The organism is Mesorhizobium salmacidum (SeqCode) (genome assembly GCF_037179605.1).
Lineage (GTDB): Bacteria > Pseudomonadota > Alphaproteobacteria > Rhizobiales > Rhizobiaceae > Mesorhizobium > Mesorhizobium salmacidum.
The window spans coordinates 84,537-99,788 of sequence record NZ_JAPYKS010000012.1 but is presented as its reverse complement, the minus strand read 5'-3'; the positions used below and the strand labels follow the sequence as shown (position 1 = coordinate 99,788).

The 15,252-nt window shown below is 63.4% G+C and carries 13 protein-coding genes and 2 pseudogenes; 4 read left to right on the top strand and 11 right to left on the bottom strand.

The genetic code is table 11. The features are described 5' to 3' along the window. Positions 1–112 precede the first annotated feature (112 nt). Genes O7A60_RS17655 through cyoA form a run of 7 tightly spaced genes read right to left on the bottom strand, consistent with a single transcriptional unit; the run spans position 113 to position 6,985 of the window. Entirely contained in the window at positions 113–649 is a 537-nt protein-coding gene (locus O7A60_RS17655) for a response regulator transcription factor (RefSeq protein ID WP_337107322.1), read from the bottom strand. After that, on the bottom strand, positions 639–1,991 hold the full coding sequence (locus O7A60_RS17650) for an ATP-binding protein (protein WP_337107321.1): 1,353 nt from the start codon (positions 1,989–1,991) through the stop codon (positions 639–641). Before O7A60_RS17650 ends, O7A60_RS17655 begins: the two co-directional genes overlap by 11 nt. Next, positions 1,988–2,788 carry an SURF1 family protein gene (locus O7A60_RS17645; protein WP_337107320.1) on the bottom strand — a complete coding sequence of 267 codons (801 nt, stop codon included), beginning with the start codon at positions 2,786–2,788 and terminating at the stop codon, positions 1,988–1,990. Before O7A60_RS17645 ends, O7A60_RS17650 begins: the two co-directional genes overlap by 4 nt. Further along, positions 2,785–3,162 carry a cytochrome o ubiquinol oxidase subunit IV gene (gene cyoD / locus O7A60_RS17640; protein ID WP_027144837.1) on the bottom strand — a complete coding sequence of 126 codons (378 nt, stop codon included), beginning with the start codon at positions 3,160–3,162 and terminating at the stop codon, positions 2,785–2,787. The genes O7A60_RS17645 and cyoD overlap by 4 nt, the downstream gene beginning before the upstream one ends. Next, positions 3,159–3,785, bottom strand: a complete 627-nt coding sequence (cyoC, locus tag O7A60_RS17635) for a cytochrome o ubiquinol oxidase subunit III (protein WP_415926830.1) — start codon at positions 3,783–3,785, stop codon at positions 3,159–3,161. Before cyoC ends, cyoD begins: the two co-directional genes overlap by 4 nt. 10 nt (positions 3,786–3,795) lie before the next feature. Further along, positions 3,796–5,793 carry a cytochrome o ubiquinol oxidase subunit I gene (gene cyoB / locus O7A60_RS17630; RefSeq protein ID WP_337107318.1) on the bottom strand — a complete coding sequence of 666 codons (1,998 nt, stop codon included), beginning with the start codon at positions 5,791–5,793 and terminating at the stop codon, positions 3,796–3,798. A 10-nt stretch (positions 5,794–5,803) separates the two neighbouring features. Then, positions 5,804–6,985: a ubiquinol oxidase subunit II gene (gene cyoA, locus O7A60_RS17625; RefSeq protein ID WP_337107317.1), complete on the bottom strand. Its 1,182-nt coding sequence runs from the start codon at positions 6,983–6,985 to the stop codon at positions 5,804–5,806. A 206-nt stretch (positions 6,986–7,191) separates the two neighbouring features. Here cyoA and O7A60_RS17620 point away from each other — a divergent pair, with 206 nt between their 5' ends. Further along, positions 7,192–8,514 (top strand): MFS transporter, encoded by a 1,323-nt coding sequence (locus O7A60_RS17620; RefSeq protein WP_337107316.1) that lies wholly within the window; start codon positions 7,192–7,194, stop codon positions 8,512–8,514. Positions 8,515–8,571: 57 nt separating this feature from the next. Here O7A60_RS17620 and O7A60_RS17615 read toward each other — a convergent pair. Then, positions 8,572–8,700 (bottom strand): annotated as a pseudogene (locus tag O7A60_RS17615) (SDR family oxidoreductase); the annotation flags it as partial. 2 nt (positions 8,701–8,702) lie between these two features. Between O7A60_RS17615 and O7A60_RS17610 the strand changes: the two are divergent. Together O7A60_RS17610 and O7A60_RS17605 are read left to right on the top strand one after the other, a co-directional pair. Further along, positions 8,703–8,959, top strand: a pseudogene (locus O7A60_RS17610) (carbohydrate ABC transporter permease); the annotation flags it as partial. Positions 8,960–8,967: 8 nt separating this feature from the next. Beyond that, entirely contained in the window at positions 8,968–9,165 is a 198-nt protein-coding gene (locus O7A60_RS17605) for a TOBE domain-containing protein (protein WP_337107315.1), read from the top strand. Positions 9,166–9,286: 121 nt separating this feature from the next. On the opposite strand, the gene O7A60_RS17600 is transcribed toward O7A60_RS17605, so the two are convergent. After that, complete coding sequence (locus O7A60_RS17600) at positions 9,287–11,356, bottom strand: oxidoreductase (RefSeq protein ID WP_337107314.1); 2,070 nt, start codon at positions 11,354–11,356, stop codon at positions 9,287–9,289. 223 nt (positions 11,357–11,579) lie between these two features. On the opposite strand from O7A60_RS17600, the gene argE reads away from it, so the two are divergent. Further along, positions 11,580–12,740: an acetylornithine deacetylase gene (gene argE / locus O7A60_RS17595; protein WP_337107313.1), complete on the top strand. Its 1,161-nt coding sequence runs from the start codon at positions 11,580–11,582 to the stop codon at positions 12,738–12,740. A 15-nt stretch (positions 12,741–12,755) separates the two neighbouring features. Here the strand turns inward: argE and O7A60_RS17590 are convergent, their stop codons facing one another. Both O7A60_RS17590 and O7A60_RS17585 read right to left on the bottom strand, forming a co-directional pair. Beyond that, entirely contained in the window at positions 12,756–13,691 is a 936-nt protein-coding gene (locus O7A60_RS17590; protein ID WP_027144830.1) for a LysR family transcriptional regulator, read from the bottom strand. Between the two features lie 49 nt (positions 13,692–13,740). Further along, entirely contained in the window at positions 13,741–15,231 is a 1,491-nt protein-coding gene (locus tag O7A60_RS17585) for an aldehyde dehydrogenase (protein WP_337107312.1), read from the bottom strand. Between the last annotated feature and the right edge of the window lie 21 nt (positions 15,232–15,252).

Below are 15,252 nucleotides of genomic sequence, written 5' to 3'. Positions count from 1 at the left end.
ATCTCAGACAAATAGGTATCCTGGACCGGGCAAGGAAGCACTGAATGCTCGCACCCGGGTGGTCGATGAGCCAGACCGGGCTCGGTCCGGTCACGAGAGCAAAGGCGCTCTGCTATCTCACCACGCGCTTCTCGAGCTTGCGGGCAAGAGTGCGCCGGTGCAGGCCAAGCCGGCGAGCCGTTTCGGAGATGTTGAAGCCGGTTTCGACCAGCGTTTCGTGGATGCGCTCCCATTCCAGGTTCTTGATCGAGGTGGGCCGGCTGGAAAGCGGTACGGAAACATCGCCCTCGGCACGGCCGAAGGCGGCTTCGATGTCATCGGTGTTGGCGGGTTTCGCCAGGTAATGGCTCGCGCCGAGCTTGATTGCCTCGACAGCGGTGGCGATGCTGGCAAAGCCCGTCAGCACGACGATCCTGGTCGAAGCATCGCGGGCGCTGAGCAGCTTGACGCACTCCAGCCCGGAGCCGCCAGCCCCAAGCTTGAGATCGACGACGGCGTAAGCCGGAACAGCTGTTTCGAGGGCGCTGAGCAATGCATCCCGGTCGTGGCAGACGACCACGTCGTAGTCGCGCTTTTCGAAGGAGCGCTTCAGCGTTTTCGCGAAGGTCGCGTCGTCCTCGACGATAAACAGCGATCGATCAGGCCTCACGATCATCTCCATCGGTCAGCGCCGCCAGCGGCAGCGAAAGGGTAACACAGGCGCCCTGCTCCATGTTGCGCGCCGAAAAATCGCCGCCCAGGTTCCGGACCACGTTCATGACGAGGAAAAGACCAAGACCGCCGCCTGGCCGTCCCTTGCTCGACATATAGGGTTGACCAAGTGCTGCCAGAATACCCTCGTCGAAGCCCGGCCCGCGATCGCGCACGGAAATCACCAGCTTGTCGCCCTGCCGCTCGGCAGTGACGCCAACCCAATCCTGCGATGCTTCCTGAGCATTGTCGAACAGGTTGAAGATCACCTGCTTCAGCGCCGTGTCGGACACGATCTGCTCGTCCGGGTCGAAATCGTTCTTGTATTCCAGCTTGGATGGCTGGCGACTGGTGCGCCATTCCTCGACCAGATCGTCGAGGAAACCGCGAATCGTCGTGCGTATCGTTCCCTCGCCCCTCGCCTGGCCGGAAGACATCAGGATCCCGGACACGATGCGCTTGCAGCGCTCGATCTGCGCCTGCATTTCGGCCACATCGGCCGCCAGTTCGCGGTTGCGCGCAAGGGTGCGCATCTGGCGCCAGTCGGACAGGATGACGGATATCGTGGCAAGCGGCGTGCCGAGTTCGTGCGCGGCGCCCGAGGCCAGCAGGCCCATGCGCACGATGTGGTCCTCCTCGGCCGAGCGCTGGCGCAGATCGGCGAGATAGGCGTCGCGCTCGCGCAGATTGCGGTCGATGCGCGTCATGAAGATCACGATCAGTCCGGCCGCCAGCACGAAGCAGATGAACATGCCCCTGATATGCAGGGACAGGAGATCGCTGCCGCCATGATGCGGGATCGCGATCGGCTGGAAGAGGAAGATGAGGAAGACGAAGCAGGCCGAGGCAGCCGCCACGAGGATCCAGGTAAACCTTGGCGTCAGCAATGCCGCGCCGAGCGTGATCTGCAAGAGATAGAGCGATACGAACGGATTGGACGCGCCGCCGCTCAGGTAAAGCTGCGTCGTCAGTGCCGCCATGTCGAAGATAAGCGCGACGAAGAGTTGGGTGTTGCTGATAGGCCTGATACCGCGCAGGACCAGCAGGCTGAAGATGTTGAGGCCCACCAGGAAAAGCACCACGCCGGCCATCTCCGCCAGCGGCAGTGGGATATCGAACCAGTATTCCGTCGCCAGAACGGTGAGCACCTGACCCGCCACCGCCAGCCAACGCAGCTGGATAAGCAGGAACAGGTTCTTCCTGTTTGTCGCATCGGTATGCGATACTGCCCCGTTCTTGCCGGCAAGGGATGCCGCCACCAGGGATTTGTCATGGCGATGCGCTTGCGTGGGAACGCTCATCTCGCGGGTCCTTGCCGCCGGCGGCGGCCGATCATCGGCCTGGCCAGGGCAATGGCGAGCATCGCAGCGAGCGTGAACCAGGTCAAAGCATAGACCAGGTGGCTGTTGCGGAAAGTCACGACGGTCAGCCCGCCGCGCGGCCAGCCCTCTATGCCGGATGCTTCCGCATCGACGAAATAGGGAGCGACATTGGTCGTCAGGCTGCGCGCGGTTGCGATGGCTGCGACGTCTCGCGAATACCAGCGATTGCCCGTGGCGTCGTTCTTGCGCAGAAAGCCGCCGCCGGGTTCGCTCATGCGCAACAGCCCGTCAATGACGACCGGCGCGGTTAGGCGGCGCCTCTCCCGCTCGAACTGAGCCTTGCGCTCCTGGGGAATGAAGCCGCGGTTGACCAGCACCACGAAGCCACGGTCGGTTCGCATCGGCGTCAGGACCCAATAACCGCCGCCAAGCTCCGTCACCGCCTGCACCAGCGTGTTGGCGTCGCCCAGATAACGTCCCGCCAATCGCACATGACCATACTCGAAACCGGCAGCGGTGATGCCGTTCCAGTTCTCCGGGCCAGGCGCATCGACAATCGGGGCATGAATGCGTTTGTCGACACGGGCAATCAAGTCGAGCTTCCAGATCCGCCTTTCCAGCTGCCATATGCCGAGCCCGACAAACACCAGCACGCCGAGAAGTCCGAGCAGCACAAGGACAAGGCGCGACGCGGACGATCCGCCGGCGTCCTCTAGCGGGACGGGACGTCCGATCGCCTCGATAGTTGTCCTCCCAGGGCCCGCCGCCAGGCTCATGGCATCTCACGCATGTCGTGTAGCCCCGGCATCATGTTGGCGTTGAGATGGTACATCACCCAGAGCGAGCCGGTCAGCACGATGACGACCAGGATCAGTGTGAAGATCAGCGCCAGCATCGACCATCCGCCTTCCGAGCCGGTGTTCATATGCAGGAAGAAGATCATATGGACCACGATCTGCACGACCGCGAAGGCCATGATGACGATGGCCGTGGCCTGCTTGTTGTCGATGGCGCCCGTCATGACCAGCCAGAATGGAATGGCGGTCAGGATCGCCGACAGGACGAAGCCGGTCAGATAGCCCCGGAACGATCCGTGTGCTGCTCCACCGTGGGCGTGGCCGTGGCCCTCGGCATGATTATGAGCGCTCATCGCAACATCCCCATCAGGTACACGAAGGTGAAGACGCCGATCCAGACGACGTCGAGGAAGTGCCAGAACATGCTGAGGCACATCAGCCGGCGGCGGTTCGCCTCGATGAGGCCAAATCTCGCGACCTGTACCATCAGCGTCACCAGCCAGATGGTTCCGAAGGTGACGTGCAGGCCGTGCGTGCCGACCAGCGTGAAGAAGGACGACAGGAAGGCGCTGCGCTGCGGCGTGGCGCCTTCATGGATCATATGCGCGAATTCGTAGAGCTCGATCGACAGGAACGCCAGGCCGAACAGGCCGGTCACCGCAAGCCAGGCTTGCGTCGCCGCGACACGGCCCTTGTCCATGGTCAGCATGGCGAAGCCGTAGGTGATCGAGGAGAAGAGCAGCATGGCGGTGTTGACCGCCACCAGATCGAGGTCGAACAGGTCCTTGGGCGCCGGCCCGGCCGCGTAATTGCCGCCAAGCACGCCATAGGCGGCGAACAGCATCGCGAAGATCAGGCAGTCGCTCATCAGATAGAGCCAGAAGCCGAGCATGGTGGAGCCGCCTTCGGCGTGCGCATGCTCTTCTTCCAGGTGGAAGACCGGTTCGGTGCCGGCCGTGATTGCCGTCAATGTCATGCTCAAACCCTTAGCCTTGAGCGGCGAGGAGCGTCGTCCTCGCCTCTTCCGTCTGCGTGACTTCGGCCGCCGGAATGTGGAAGTCGCGGTGATAGTTGAAGGTGTGGCCGATCGCGGTGGCGATGAGGCAGACGAAGCTCAGCGCCGCCAGCCACCAGATGTACCAGATCAGGCCGAAGCCGAGCGCGACGCTGAAGGCGGCCAGGATGATGCCGGTGCCGATGTTGCTGGGCATATGGATCGGCTTGAAGCCGGCGAGCGGCCTGATGTAGCCGGCCTGCTTCATGTCATACCAGGCATCGTTGTCGCGAATGACCGGCGTGAAGGCGAAATTGTAGGCAGGCGGCGGCGAGGAGGTCGACCATTCGAGCGTGCGGCCGTCCCAGGGATCGCCGGTCGTATCGGCAAGCGCCTCGCGCCTGCGGATGGAGACGAATATCTGGATCAGGAAGGCGGCGATGCCGCAGGCGATCAGCACCGCGCCGAACGCGGCGATGACGAACCATATCTGCAGCGAGGGATCGTCGAACACGCGCATACGGCGCGTCACGCCCATCAGGCCGAGGATGTAGAGCGGCATGAAGGCGAACCAGAAGCCGACCACCCAGCACCAGAACGAGACTTTGCCCCAGAACGGATCGAGCTTGAACCCGAAGGCCTTGGGCCACCAGTAGGCAATGCCGGCGAACAGGCCGAACAGCACGCCGCCGATGATGACATTGTGGAAGTGCGCGATCAGGAACAGGCTGTTGTGCAGCACGAAATCCGCCGGCGGCACGGCAAGCAGCACGCCGGTCATGCCGCCGACGGTGAATGTGAGCATGAAGGCCACCGTCCACATCATCGGCAGTTCGAAGCGGATGCGGCCCCGGTACATTGTGAACAGCCAGTTGAAGATCTTCGCGCCGGTCGGAATCGAGATAATCATCGTCGTGATGCCGAAGAAGGAATTGACGCTGGCGCCGGAGCCCATGGTGAAGAAGTGGTGCAGCCAGACGAGGTACGACAGGATGGTGATGACCACCGTGGCGTAGACCATCGAGGTGTAGCCGAACAGGCGCTTGCCGGAGAAGGTCGAGGTGACCTCGGAAAAGACGCCGAACAGCGGCAGGATGAGGATGTAGACTTCCGGGTGACCCCATATCCAGATGAGGTTCACATACATCATCGGGTTGCCGCCGAAATCATTGGTGAAGAAGTTGGTGCCGACATAGCGGTCGAGCGCCAGCAGCGAGAGCACCGCCGTCAGTACCGGGAAGGAGGCGACGATCAGCACGTTGGTGCAGAGCGACGTCCAGGTGAAGACCGGCATGCGCATCATCGTCATGCCGGGCGCGCGCATCTTGATGATCGTGCAGATCAGGTTGATGCCCGACAGCGTCGTGCCGACGCCGGCCACCTGCAGCGCCCAAATATAGTAGTCGACGCCGACATCGGGACTGTAGCCGATGCCGGAGAGCGGCGGATAGGCAAGCCAGCCGGTTCGGGCGAATTCGCCGACGAACAGCGAGGCCATGACCAGAATGGCGCCGCCGACTGTCATCCAGAACGAGAAATTGTTGAGAAACGGAAAGGAGACGTCGCGCGCGCCGATCTGCAGCGGCACGACGAAGTTCATCAGTCCGGTGACGAAGGGCATCGCCACGAAGAAGATCATGATGACGCCGTGGGCGGTGAAGATCTGGTCGTAGTGATGTGAGTTCAGGTAGCCCTCGGAGCCATTGAAGGCGATGGCCTGCTGGAGGCGCATCATGATTGCGTCCGAGAAGCCGCGCAGCAGCATGATCAGGCCCAGCACCATGTACATGATGCCGATCTTCTTGTGGTCGACGCTGGTGAACCATTCGCGCCAGAGGTAGCCCCATAGCTTGAAATAGGTGATCACGCCGAGAAGCGCGATGCCGCCGAGCGCCACCGCGACGAAGGTGGCGACGACGATGGGTTCGTGCAGCGGCAGCGAGTCCCAGGTGAGGCGGCCGAAGATGAATTTGGTCAGCGTATCGGGCATCGGCGGTCTCTCACAATTCACGCCGCAGCAGGCCGACGGTCGGCGTATCCGCCCCGGCGCTGCGGCTGTCTGTCCCTGGCCGGAGCAGTCCCGCCCCGCGAAGCGGGGACAGGTTCTTCGCCGGCCAATAGGTCGGCCAGGCATCGCGGGAGGCGCGCGAGACGGCAGCGGCCTCTTCCTCCGTGCAGATGCTGGCGACATAGGAGGGATCGTTTCCGAACACCGCGCCGCGCCGGGCGAGCTTGTCATATTGCAGCGGCAAGGTGTTGCGCACACCCGCAAGACCGAGACCACCCTTGGCGTCGATCGACATCATCTCGTTCATGCACATCTTGCCGCGCTCGACGCACAGATTGAGGATCGCGCCATAAAGGGCGGGATCGACGGAGGCGTAGTGGCGGACCGGTTCGTTCTCGCTCGGCTTTTCGAGCTCGAGGTAACTGTCGCGGTTAAGCGCCGCCGACGCGGTCCTGGTCTGTGCCACCCACTGGTCGAAGGCCTGGTCGGACAGGCCGTGGAAGGCAAAGCGCATACCCGAAAAGCCGGCGCCGCTGTAGTTGGCGGAGAAACCGCTATAGGTACCCTGTCGATTGATGACGGCGTGCAGCTTCGTCTCCATGCCCGGCATGGCATAGATCTGACCGGCAAGGGCTGGAATGTAGAAGGAATTCATCACCGCCGACGAGGTGATGCGGAAATCGATCGGCTGGTTGACCGGCGCCGCCAGCTCGTTGACGGCGGCGATGCCGTAATCCGGATAGATGAACAGCCATTTCCAGTCGAGCGCCACGACCTCGACCCTGAGCGGCTTGTGAAGCTGGGTAACGGGCTGGCCGGCTTCGATCCGGTCGATCCGGCGGTATGGGTCGAGCAGGTGGGCGCCGAGCCAGGTCAGCGCGCCAAGGCATATAATGATCAGCAGAGGGGCTGCCCAGATCACCAGTTCCAGTTTCGTCGAATGATCCCAGTCGGGCGCATAGGTCGCCGAGGTGTTGGATTGCCGGTAGCGCCAGGCGAAAAAGACAGTCAGCGCCATGACCGGCACGATGATGATCAGCATCAGCAGGGTCGAGACCACCAGCAGGTCGCGCTGCTGGGCCGCGACATCGCCCGCCGGCGCGAGCACGACCATATCGCAGCCGCTCAACAGCCCGGCCAGGGGAAGCAGAAGCAAGGCTCCAAATCGTTTCATCAGACGCTGCCCTCGATGGACCGCCGCAACGCGTTGGGATGTTGCAGTGCGGTATCGATCAAGGGCTACTGCCGGCGGCGGCGTGGTGACATTGGACAATTTGTCCAATGCCCAGCCTGGGTGGGTCTGGCACAGTGTGCAGCGCACAATGGGATTGCCGCAGTTGGGCCCCAAATATTTCATTCCACGCGGTGACGACGGACAAGATGGCTCATACTTCGACTGGCGAAACAGACAGCGGGCTGATCGGCTCGGACCACGGCCAGGTCAGCGCGGGCGATATCGCGGTCGGCGTGATCGTCGGCAGGACGTCGGAATTCTTCGACTTTTTCGTCTATGCGATCGCGTCCGTCATCGTGTTCCCCAAGCTGGTGTTTCCAACGCATGATCCGCTCGTCGGGACGCTGTACTCCTTCGCCATCTTCGCGCTGGCCTTCATCGCCCGTCCATTCGGTTCCGTTCTGTTCATGGCCGTCGACCGCGCCTACGGTCGCGGTGCGAAACTGACGATCGCGCTGTTCCTGCTCGGCACCTCGACCGTCGCCATCGCGTTCCTTCCCGCCTATGGCGATATCGGCGTGCTTGCGATCTGGCTTCTGGCGCTGGCCCGCATCGGGCAAGGCGTGGCGCTTGGCGGGACGTGGGACGGCCTGCCCTCGCTGCTGGCGCTGAACGCGCCGCGGAACCGGCGCGGCTTCTACGCCATGATCCCGCAACTGGGCGCGCCGATCGGCCTCATCGTGGCCAGCGCCCTCTTCGCCTTCTTCGTCGCCAATCTGTCGGCCGACGACTTCCTTGCCTGGGGCTGGCGCTATCCCTTCTTCGTCGCCTTCGCCATCAATGTCGTAGCCCTGTTCGCTAGGCTGCGCATTGTGGTGACGCCCGAATTCTCGAAACTATACGAGAGCGGCGACCTGCAGCCGACGCGCATAAGGGACACGATCAGGGCCGAAGGCCGCAACGTCATCGTCGGCGCATTCGCGCCGCTGGCGAGCTTCGCCCTGTTCCACATGGTGACGGTGTTTCCACTCTCCTGGGTATTCCTGTTCACCAATGAGGGACCGGCACGCTTCCTGGCGATCGAGGCGGTGAGCGCGCTGTTCGGCATCGTGGCCATCGTCGCGTCGGGCCCACTTGCCGATCGTGTCGGACGCCGTGCGCTGCTCGGCGGTTCGGCGATCGCCATCGCGACGTTCAGCGGCTTTGCCCCGCAGCTTCTGGATGGCGGTACCGTTGGCGAGATCCTGTTCATGGTGCTGGGCTTCATCCTGCTGGGGTTGAGCTTTGGGCAGTCGTCAGGCGTGGTCGCATCGAGCTTTTCGCGACACCATCGCTATACCGGCTCGGCGATAACCTCGGATCTCGCGTGGATGTTCGGCGCCGGCTTCGCGCCGCTCGCAGCTCTGCTGCTGGCCGGCAATTTCGGCCTCATTGCGGCGGGTGCCTACCTGCTCTCGGGCGCGGCCTGCACCTTGCTTGCCTTGTGGATTGATAGACGGCGTTCGGCTGTGGACCGCCCGGTAGACTGAACACTATAAATGGCGGGAAGGGTCAGCGAGCGTCGCCGGAGCCGCAGCCCTTGCCGGTCAGCGGAACATCGAACCGCCATCGACGTCGTGCGCCGCGCCATAGACGAAGCTCTCGGCGTCGGAGCACAGGAACAGGATCGCGGCGGCCATGTCGTCGGGCCGGCCCATGCGGCGTATGGGCAGATTGGCCGGCCCTTGCCGCGGTCGCGATCATCACTTTCTTGCATTCTTGGAACCTGTTCCTCGAACCATTGATCTTCCTCAGTTCGCTGGAGAAGTTCACGCTGCCGCTGGCGCTGTCAAATTTCAACGACAGCTACGGCCTGCCCTGTGGAACCTGCAACTGGCGGCGACGAGTCTGGCCGTGGTTCCCATCCTCGTCATCTATCTGATCGCCCAGCGCCAGATCATCGAGAGCTTCGCCCTCTCCGGCGTCAAGGGATAAGGGAAGTCATGACAAAGGTTCTGCTCAAGGACATCCGCAAGAATTTCGGCACGGTCGACACGCTCCTCCATGTCGAGCTGGACGGGGGCCAGACCTGCCTCGTCATCCACAGTCAAGGACCGGCGCCGGAAGCCGGCGCCGAGGTCGACCTGCGGGCCGAACCCGGGCATCTGCATTTCTTCGATCAGGAAGGGCGGGCGGTCTGATCTGCCGCGCCCCGGCGGTTACAGCATGTCGCGGCGAATAGGATTCGCCCGACCTGCTGTAAGCTTCTGATTTTATGCATGTCGTTGTCCCGGAACCGAGGACACTTCCGGGCGACATGCATTATTCCGCCGCCAGTGCGGCGACTTCTCGCCGAAACGGCAAGGCGTCGCCGATGTCGGGTTCGTCCAGTTCGCGGGCGAAGCGATGGCCGGCATAGGTTGCCCAGGCGATGGGTCCCGGTGCTTCGGCATCGCCGATGACCTTGACTGAACGGATGCCGGCGTCGGCCCACTCGCTTTCCCGGGCCTTGAGATTGCGCCAAACGGCGTCGTCCTGATTGCGCGACGTGACCAGTACGACGGCATCGGCCGCCAGATCCTGTTTCGCGCCGGTGTAGACGCAAGCCGTCACGACACCGCCCGAAGCGATACTCGTGACGGTCCTGTTGAGCACGATATCGACCCCGAGTTCAGCCAGGCGGCGGTGAATGGCCCCTTGCTCCAGCGTGTTGCGGGTCCAGTCCGAGACATAGGCCGCTGGCGTCACCAAGGTCACCTTCGTTCCCTGACGCGCCATCAGCTCGGCGAGAACGCCGCCCATGTAATAGTGGTCGTCGTCGAACAGCACGACGTTGCCATCTGGAACCTTGCCGGCCATCAGATCGTCGGGTGTAAGGACCGGCATCGCGGCGTCGATCGGCATCGGCACGACGTGGGCACGCGCGACGCCATCACGGCGCCAGGTCGATCCGGTGGCGATGGCGATGTTCTGGAAGCCGAAGGACAGGATGTCATCCGCCGCCAGCCGGCTTTCGAAATAGATGTCGACATCAGGCATCTGGCCGAGCTGATACCGCCGATAGTCGCGCACCCTGCCCCAGGCCGACAGGCCTGGAAGTTTGCTTTCGCGCGCCACACGGCCGCCGAGCTCGGTGCCGGCTTCCGCGATGGCCACTTTATAGCCGCGTAGGCCAAGCGCACGGGCAGCCTCCAGTCCGGCAGGCCCGGCGCCGACGATCAGCACGCTGTCGCTGTCGCCCTTGGCCTGCATGCGCTCCGGATGCCAGCCCTTGCGCCATTCCTCCATGAAGGTCGGGTTCTGCGTGCAGCGCGAGATCGACATAGTCATGTCGCCGGTGATGCAGATGTTGCAGCCGATACATTCGCGGATGTCCTCGATGCGGCCCTCCTCGACCTTCCTCGGCAGGAAGGGATCGGCGATCGACGGACGGGCGCAGCCGATGAAGTCGAGCGTTCCCGACCTGATCATCCTGACCATCACGTCGGGTGAAGTGAAGCGGCCGACGCCGACGACCGGTTTCGAGGTGAGCTTCTTGATGCCCGACACCAGGCTTTCCTGCGCCGCCTCGTCCTTGAAGCGCGACGGGCCCGAGCAATCCTCCCAGGCGCCGTGCGCGAGATCCCACAGGTCGGGCAGTTCGGCATGCATCTCGATCATGTCGCGGACTTCCGAATTGGCGAAGCCGAGCTCGCCGATCATCTCGTCCAGCGACAGCCTGAGCGTCAGGCCGCACGTGTCGCCGATCGCGTCGCGCCCTTCCTCGATCAGCTCGCGCATCAGCCGCGAACGGTTTTCCAGCGAGCCGCCATATTCGTCGACGCGCTGGTTGGTGGCGGTCGACAGGAAATGCTGGATGATGCCGAAGCCGTGCGCGCCATAGAGGCATACCAGGTCGAAACCCGCCTGCTTCGCACGTTTGAAGGCATTGCGGTGCCAGCGGCGCAAATCGCGAATGTCCTGCTTGTCCATGGCGCGCGCCTGAACCGGATCGTTGGTGAAGGTGCGGATCGGCAAGGCCGATGGCCCGCGCGGCACCTCCTTGCTGTAGAGGTTGGGACCGTTGATCCCGGAATAGGCGAGCTGGATGCCAGCCAACGCGCCGTGCTCGTGCATGGCCCGGGCCATCTTGGCCAAAGCCGGAATGTCGGCGTCATCCCATAGCCGCAGTTCGATGAAGGGCGTGATCTCGGAAGTGTGGTGCATTTCCGTCTGCTCGGTGAAGATGACGCCCCAGCCCCCTTCGGACTTGACGCGGCGCATCTCTGCCGCGGCGGACGGATCGCGATAGCCGCCGCCATTGCAATGCGGAACCTGATAGAAGCGGTTCTTGGCCGTCACCGGGCCTATCTTCATCGGCTCGAACAGGATGTCGTAGCGTGGGTCGCGCATGGTGCTTCCTCCGGGCCGGCTCGGCACTCCCGGTGCTGCCTAAACTACTCATAAATTGGAGCCGGCGCGGGAAAACTACGGATTTCTTCTGTGCCGATTAGGACGCGCCTAATCGCGGCACTGGGGCGGATTAGTCTGTGTTGAACCGGGGCTGAGCGAAATGCGACTTCAGAGCATCGGCGGCATGATGCTAGACAGCCAGGACCCTACCGAGAGACAGAAAATGGACACTATCAGGATATTCGAACGGCTGATCACTTTCCCGACGGTGAGCCGCGACTCCAACCTCGACCTGATCGGCTATGCGGCCGACTTGCTCGAGGCGAGCGGCGTTGCCTGCCAGATCGTCAACAGCGCGGACGGGCACAAGGCCAACCTCTTTGCCACCATCGGCCCGGCCGGCAGGCCCGGTGTCATGCTGTCCGGCCACACCGATGTCGTCCCCATCGACGGCCAGAACTGGACGCTGCCGCCTTTCGAAATGACCGAGCGCGACGGCAAGCTTTACGGACGCGGCGCGGCGGACATGAAGGGTTTTGTGGCCTCCGCGCTCGCCGCCTGCATCAGGGCTTCCAAGATGGCGCTTCGCACGCCGTTGCATCTGGCGCTCTCCTATGACGAGGAGGTCGGCTGCCTGGGCGTGCGCGACCTGATCGAAATGCTGAGCGCGGCGCCGCAACGCCCGCGGCTGTGCATCGTCGGCGAGCCGACCAACATGCAGGTGTCGACCGGGCACAAGGGCAAGCTTGCCGCTCGCGCCGTCTGCAGGGGACGCGAAGGCCATTCGGCGCTCGCCCCACTGGCGCTCAATGCCATCCACCTCGGCTGCGATTTCGTGCGTGCCTTGCGTGACGAACAGGAACGATTGGCCCGCGACGGCGCCCGCGACGGGGACTACGACATCCCCTACACGACGGTTCATGTCGGCAAGATCGATGCCGGCGTCGCGCTCAACATCGTGCCCAACCTCTGCCAGGTCGATTTCGAGATCCGCAACATTGCCGCCGACGATGCCGCCGGCATTCTGGACAGGCTGCGCGACGCCGCGGCACGCATAGCTGAGGACGCCGTTTCGATCGCGGCCGAGGCCGCAATCGAAATCGAGATCACCAACACTTATCCGGGCCTCGACACGCCGGCCGCATCGGAGGCGGTGGCCTTCGTCAAATCGTTGACCGGCGCCAATGACACGATGAAAGTCGCGTTCGGCACGGAAGGCGGATTGTTCAGCCGCGATCTCGGCACGCCTGCCGTCGTCTGCGGACCTGGCTCGATGGCGCAGGGACACAAGCCGGATGAATTTGTCAGCGTCGAACAGCTGCGGCGTTGCGACGGGATGCTGGACAGATTGCTCGAACGGCTCACGGACGGCTGGCCGTCGTGATCCGCGCGGCAGCCCTCACTTCACGATGCGTTCGGTTCCGAAGACGCCCTGCTCGACGACGAAGCGGCGACAGTGGTCGATGAACGCCTGTACCGTCAGCGTGCGATGCTCTGCGTTCGGCAAGGCAATTCCTATCGTGAGCGGCCTGAGGTCCCCCAGCAGAGGCACGAAGACAAGCAATTTGCCGTCCGGCGACATGGTGTTGAGCGGCCGCATATTGGCGATGCCGTAGCCGAAGCCATTGGCGACCATCGAGCGCATCACGGCGATGTCGCCGGTGCGCTCGACGATCTTGGGCCGCAGGCCCCTGGGCTGGAAAGCCGACAGGAAATATTCCCTGCTGTAGGGCAGATCAAGCAGCACCATCGGCTCATCGACCAGCTCCTCGGGCGTGATGCCTGCCCTCGCCGCCAGGCGATGCGCGGCCGGTAGCATCACATAGGCCGGCAACTGCATCAGCGGCTCGAAGGTCATGTCCTGCGACAGCTCCAGATCGTAGGTCAGCGCGGCATCTATCTCGCCACGCTGCAGCATCTCGAACAATTGCCCCTGGTTGCGCTCGAATTGCCGGACGCGCACATCGGGATAGGCATCCTCGAATTTCTTGCGCAGCGCCGGCAGTACGATCTGCGCGAAAGTGAGCAGGCAGCCGATCGCCAGCGGTCCGCGCACCTTTTCGGCGATATCGCCGGCAATGTCGTGCAGCGCGTCCGCGTCGTTGAGCAGGCGCGCGGCTTCCTTGAGGAACAGGCGCCCGCCTGCGGTCAGCGCCAGCGCATGCGAATGCTTGCGCACGAAAAGCTGGACACCGAACTCGGCTTCGAGCTGAGCGATCGACGCCGAGATCGACGGCGGCGAGACATTCACCTGCTCGGCCGCCTTGGCGATCGAACCCGCTTCGCCAACGGCGACGAAATATTCAAGTTGTCTGAGCGTGAAGCGGAGCGGCATGGTGGCTATGTTGCCGGTTTGCAGCCGGTGATCAAGTCGCGGCCGCTTCTCAATACTTGATCCAGGTGGTCTTCAGCGCAGTGTATTTGTCGAGCGCATGCAGCGACAGGTCGCGTCCGAAGCCGGACTGCTTGAAACCGCCAAAGGGAGTCATCGGGCTCAACGCATCGACCGTATTCACGGAAACCGTGCCCACGCGCAGTCTTTCCGCGAGGCGATGCGCCCGCGACAGGCTGTCGGTCCACAGCGATGCGGCCAGGCCGTAGACGCTGTCGTTGGCGATGCGAAGCGCTTCGTCTTCGGTGTCGAAGGCGATCACCGACAGGACCGGACCGAATATGTCGTCGCGGGCAAGCGGGTCGTCGGGCGAGACGTCATCGAAGATCGTGGGCTGCACAAAACTGCCGCGCCCGTCGACGGCGACCCGGTCGCCACCAGTCACCAGCCGTGCCGACTTCTTGCCGCCATCGATGAAACGCATGACGGTCGCGGCGTGGCGCGCGTCCACCATCGCACCCATCCTGGATGCTGGGTCGAGCGGATCGCCGGGCTGGGTCGCCGCTGCCCGCCGCACCAGTTTCTCGACCAGCGCATCCTTGATGCCGCGCTCCACCAGAAGCCGGGAATTGGCCGAGCATACCTGCCCCTGGTTGAAGAAGATGCCGAAGGCGGCCATGTCGGCGGCCGCATCCAGATCGCCGCAATCGGCGAACACCAGATTGGGGCTCTTGCCACCGGTCTCCAGCCAGACCTGCTTCATGTTCGACTGGCCGGAATATTGCAGGAACATCTTGCCGACAGCGGTGGATCCGGTGAAGGCAAGGCAATCCACGTCCGTATGGCGGCCAAGTGCCTGGCCGGCCGTCTCGCCGAGGCCGGGCACCACATTCAAGACGCCCGCCGGCAAGCCCGCCTCCATGGCGAGCTCGGCCAGCCTGAGTGCCGAGAAAGGCGACTGCTCGGCGGGCTTCAGCACCACCGAATTGCCCGCGGCCAGCGCGGGCGCGCATTTCCAGGTCGCCATGTCGAGCGGAAAATTCCATGGCACGACGGCGCCCACGACCCCAAGCGGCTCCCGCCGTACCAAAGCGAGGTCACCCCGGCCCGTCGGCGCCACCTCGCCATAGATCTTGTCTATCGCTTCTGCATACCACTGGAAGATCGCCGCCGATCCCGGCACGTCGATGGTCGCGGCGTCCTTGACAAGCTTGCCCATATCCAGCGATTCCAGCAGCGCCAGTTCCTGCAGGTGCTCGCGCAGCAATTCCGCCAGCCGCAGCAGCACTTGCTTGCGATGCTGGGGGCTCGCTCGCGACCAGACGCCGGCTTCGAAGCTGCGGCGCGCGGCAGCGACGGCAAGGTCGATGTCCTCTTCGCCGCAGGAGGCCACCTCGGCGAGCGTTGCTCCCGTAGCCGGATTGATGCTGGTGAATGTTCGGCCTGAGCGCGCGGGCATCGTCTTGCCGTCGATGAAAGCTCCGTCGCGAAAACGGATCGCCGACGCCTTGGCGATCCAATCCTTATGACTGAGTTCGCTCATGCTGGCTCCAGTTTGTCGGGA